The sequence below is a fragment of the Chitinophaga sp. genome (assembly GCF_036569125.1).
Classification (GTDB): Bacteria; Bacteroidota; Bacteroidia; order Chitinophagales; family Chitinophagaceae; genus Chitinophaga.
Genome location: NZ_DATCRF010000209.1, coordinates 1 through 4,099, shown reverse-complemented (window position 1 = coordinate 4,099; position 4,099 = coordinate 1). Strand labels below are relative to the sequence as shown.

At 47.4% G+C, this 4,099-nt stretch carries 3 protein-coding genes and 2 rRNA genes; 3 read left to right on the top strand and 2 right to left on the bottom strand.

What is annotated here, in order from left to right:
• Positions 1 to 226: ribosomal RNA gene (locus VIM87_RS07440) — 23S ribosomal RNA — on the top strand; the annotation flags it as partial.
• A 138-nt stretch (positions 227 to 364) separates the two neighbouring features.
• Positions 365 to 476, top strand: a 5S ribosomal RNA gene (gene rrf, locus VIM87_RS07435).
• Positions 477 to 592: 116 nt separating this feature from the next.
• Here the strand turns inward: rrf and VIM87_RS07430 are convergent.
• Positions 593 to 1,414 (bottom strand): hypothetical protein, encoded by an 822-nt coding sequence (locus VIM87_RS07430; RefSeq protein WP_331996371.1) that lies wholly within the window; start codon positions 1,412 to 1,414, stop codon positions 593 to 595.
• 36 nt (positions 1,415 to 1,450) lie between these two features.
• Positions 1,451 to 2,476, bottom strand: a complete 1,026-nt coding sequence (locus tag VIM87_RS07425; protein WP_331996370.1) for a LacI family DNA-binding transcriptional regulator — start codon at positions 2,474 to 2,476, stop codon at positions 1,451 to 1,453.
• A 476-nt stretch (positions 2,477 to 2,952) separates the two neighbouring features.
• Between VIM87_RS07425 and VIM87_RS07420 the strand changes: the two genes are divergently transcribed.
• Entirely contained in the window at positions 2,953 to 3,885 is a 933-nt protein-coding gene (locus tag VIM87_RS07420; RefSeq protein ID WP_331996369.1) for an RraA family protein, read from the top strand.
• Positions 3,886 to 4,099: the final 214 nt, after the last annotated feature.

Below are 4,099 nucleotides of genomic sequence, written 5' to 3'. Positions count from 1 at the left end.
GAGGACCGGGTCGTACGTACCGCTGGTGTATCAGTTGTGCCGCCAGGTGCAGTGCTGAGTAGCTATGTACGGCATGGATAAACGCTGAAAGCATCTAAGCGTGAAACCAACCTCAAGATGAGTTTACTTTTAAGGGCCGTCAGAGACTATGACGTTGATAGGCTACAGGTGTAAGGGTGGTAACATCGCAGCCGAGTAGTACTAATTGCCCGTAAGCTTTAATTTTATTTTAATATATCCGTATACAACTCCCAATATGTAAATTATTAGGCTGAAAGGCGAAAGCTGCAAGCAAAAAGCGCTGTGTCCTACACAGGAAAGCTTTATGCCTTAAGCTTTAAGCTTTAAGCTCCCATAAAGATCTTATGGTGGTTATGCCGAGGGTGTTCACCTCTTCCCATTCCGAACAGAGAAGTTAAGCCCCTCATGGCCGATGGTACTGCACCACAATGCGGGAGAGTAGGTAGCCGCCGTATTTATTAGAAAAGGCTCTGATCATATGATCGGAGCCTTTTTGTTTTTATACTGTTTAGCAGTTGTGCCAAGCGCTTTCCTGCGTTGAGCATTGAGCGTTTTGCGTTAAGCTTGCAAACTATTTCTTGTGGAAGTTATCATACCAGTGCGCAATATTGATCGATGCGCCTAACCCAAAAGAAACCGGCTGAAAGTACTTGTTCACAGTAGATTCATCATACCGGTTATCATACCCGTCATCAGACAAAGGAACCGCAAAAGACAGCTGCATCTGGAACTTCACATACTTATAACCCGCCCGGAAAGTAAATGCCGGCTCCATAAAAAAGCGGGTCTTCTGGCTGATCTGTCCAAAGGCATCCCGCCGCTCATTATCATTCTCAAACGCCTTATTGCCCAGGTACATATTGTAAAAGTTCACTACAGAGAACCGGCTGCTAAAAGCGGTTTCAATTGCAGGATGCACAAAACCAATGCTGGGCTGTACAAAGAATTTGCTGAAATGCGAGCGTAACAGGTAATCATTTACATTACCGGTATTGCCCTCGTCATGATACGCCGCATCCAGCGTTTTAAAACTGCCGGAGCCCAGGCCGGTATAAACATCAAATACCATCCGCTTCTTCACATCCAAAGGCGAAAAGAATCCTATCCCGCCTTCAAACAAACCTCCCTTTGCGTATCTGTCAACAAACACGTCATCATTGTCATTATTATTGCCAAAGGGGCGGAATACATATTGCCCGTTAGCCATAACCGCAATATGGTTGGTAATGGCAAAAGCCGCCTGGTAATTGGTGGGCGACACGCTTCCCTTAAATTCATATTGCTCTTTCAATAAAGGAGCATTCACGGTATTGGGAACATAAATGTGCTTATTGCAGGCGCCCAGGAAGATAGCCGCGCCCAGCAGGCAGGGAGTAATAAAGGTTTTCAGCATTCTCGTAAAATTTAGTCAGTTGTAGGTATATACATGTTATTGTAATAAGCTGGATTGCCGGGGGATCAGCTCTACAGGAAATACAAAGTTCTTGGTCACTTTTACAGTATCATCCTGGTTAATGAGCTGGATCACCGTTTCCACGGCTTTTTGCCCCATTTTATAACCCGATTGCTCAATGGTAGTGAGGGAAGGAGAAATAATGCGGGATGACAGATCATTGGAATAGCCCACCACTTTTATCTGCTCCGGTATGTTGATCTGGTGGCGCCGCGCTTCCTGTATAAAAGATACTGCAGACGTATCGTTGGCTGCAAACAAACCATCCGGCAGCGGCTTGCTGGTCAGCAGCTCCTGCGCTGCAGTCGCAGCGGCATCTGTGGTAAGGTTATGAATGTACAGCAGCTGCTCATCATAGGGGATATTATACTTTGCCAGCGCAGCTTTATAACCCGCCAGCCGCTGCTGGTAAAGGTTACAGGTAAGCACGCCCGAAAAGTGTGCGATGCGTTTACAGCCCTGTTTTATCAGGTGCTCGGTAGCCAGGTAGCCGCCGGTAAAATCATCGCCCGTAATGCTGTAACCCGGGAACTCTATGGGCACACGGTCATAGAACACCATGGGAATATTGTTCTTTATAAAAGGGCTGAAATGTTCGTAGTTGGTGGTGAACATGGAAGCTACGGCCAGCAGCCCATCCACCCGCAGGGAAAAGAACGTATGCACCAGCTCCTTTTCCATGGCCACGGTTTCATCCGACTGGCCGATCACAATGCTAAAACCATATTTATGCGCCTCATGCTGAATGCCGCTGATAGCAGTACTCTGGAAATACATGGAAGTACGCGGCACAATTAACCCAATTATATTAGACCGTTTCTTGCGCAGGCTGGAGGCGATCCAGTTGGGCACATACCCCATTTCAGTAGCCATTTTCTGCACTTTGTCGCGGGTCTCGTCATTGATTAAGGGGTTATTCTGCAAAGCACGGGATACGGTCGATGCAGACAGGCTCAGCGCCTGGGCAATATCGTAGATGGTGATCTTACTGCGTTCTTTCATTCGGAGTTTTTTGTCTTTTAGAACCTGGCAGCTATGCCGGTTTCACTTTTTGAGGTTTCAGTTATAAGATAAAAATAAGCTATATTAAGCAATTTATATTACAATTGAAATGCCGATTCATATTGCAATAACCAGATTGTTGCAAATGGCAAAAAAGCAGGACTTGCTGCAGCCTGTATTATTTCAGCGGCGAAGCTTGACAAACTCCGTAATTATTCCTAATTTTTGAAATTGATTGAAATTCCGTTATGAAACTGATACGCTCCTTTACCATGCTGTATGAGTAACATAGCCTCTGTTGAAAACCTATCCAACCCTGGATATTCCCAAAACAAAAAACATCCACCGGCTGCGCTGATGCCGGGATCTTTTTAAACACCACGCACTACCGGGAAGCGCTGTAGCGGCGGGAGCAAATGAGCTGAACATCCGTATGTGGTGAGATGTGAAATAACGATACTAAACATACAGCATATATGAAATTACATTTCACTTATTGGTTGTTGACCGGCTGCCTGTTACTGGCTGGCATAACCAGCGCTCAGCAGGTAACGTTAGCACCGGAGCAGATAAAGACCCTCACCGCTGCCTGGAAAGGAGAACGTTTTCCCGACGGCCGGCCCAAAGTGCCGGATGCCCTGCTGCAACGCCTGAAAAAAATATCCATTGAAGAAGCCTGGGGCATTTTGCGCAACAAAGGTTACCAGAACCAGTTTGAAGGCGAGTGGATGCTGCTGCGTAATGAGCAGGTAATGACCGGCCGCGTGGTAACTGCCCAGTACATGCCTCTGCGCCCTGATATGGATCAGCTGATCAAAGACAAAGGCAAAGCAGAAGGCCGTATCGGCGGCACCAACTCCTGGCCCATTGATGTACTCTCTAACGGTGACGTATATGTGGCGGATAGTTACGGCAAGGTAGCAGATGGTACCCTGATCGGTGATAACCTGGGTAATTCCATTTACGCAAAATCAAAGAACGGTGTGATCTTTTATGGATCGGTGCGTGATATGGAAGGGCTGGAGCAGATAGATGGTTTCACTGCCTGGGTAAAAGGTTATGATCCTTCCTATATACAGCAAATGATGCTGGCCGGCATTAATGTACCCATTCGCATTGGCCGCGCAACCGTGCTGCCGGGCGATGTGGTGCTGGCAAAAAAAGGCGGCGTAATATTCATACCCGCGCACCTGCTGGAAGAGGTAGTGCTGAACGCTGAGTTCATAGCCCTGCGCGATCAGTTCGGCCACCAGCGCCTGCGGGAAGGTAAATACACGCCCGGCCAGATAGATACCCAATGGACCGATGCCATCAAAAAAGACTTCCTGCAATGGCTGGATACCCAGGGCAATAAGCTGCCCATGAGCCGCCCCGAGCTGGACAAATTCATGCAGAACCGGACCTGGTAATACTTCTCCCATCATTTCATCTTACATCCTGGATCCACATTTTACTTCAAAACCTCTTACTTCAAAATACCGTTTTATGAACCCATCACAAAAATTCCTCTCCAAACTTGGCGTAGCTGAACCAACAGATCCGCACGATGAAAAGCCGCTGGACAACCGCCGCTCTTTCCTGAAAAGAACCCTGGGCGGCTTGGCGCTGGGCGGTTTTATGTTT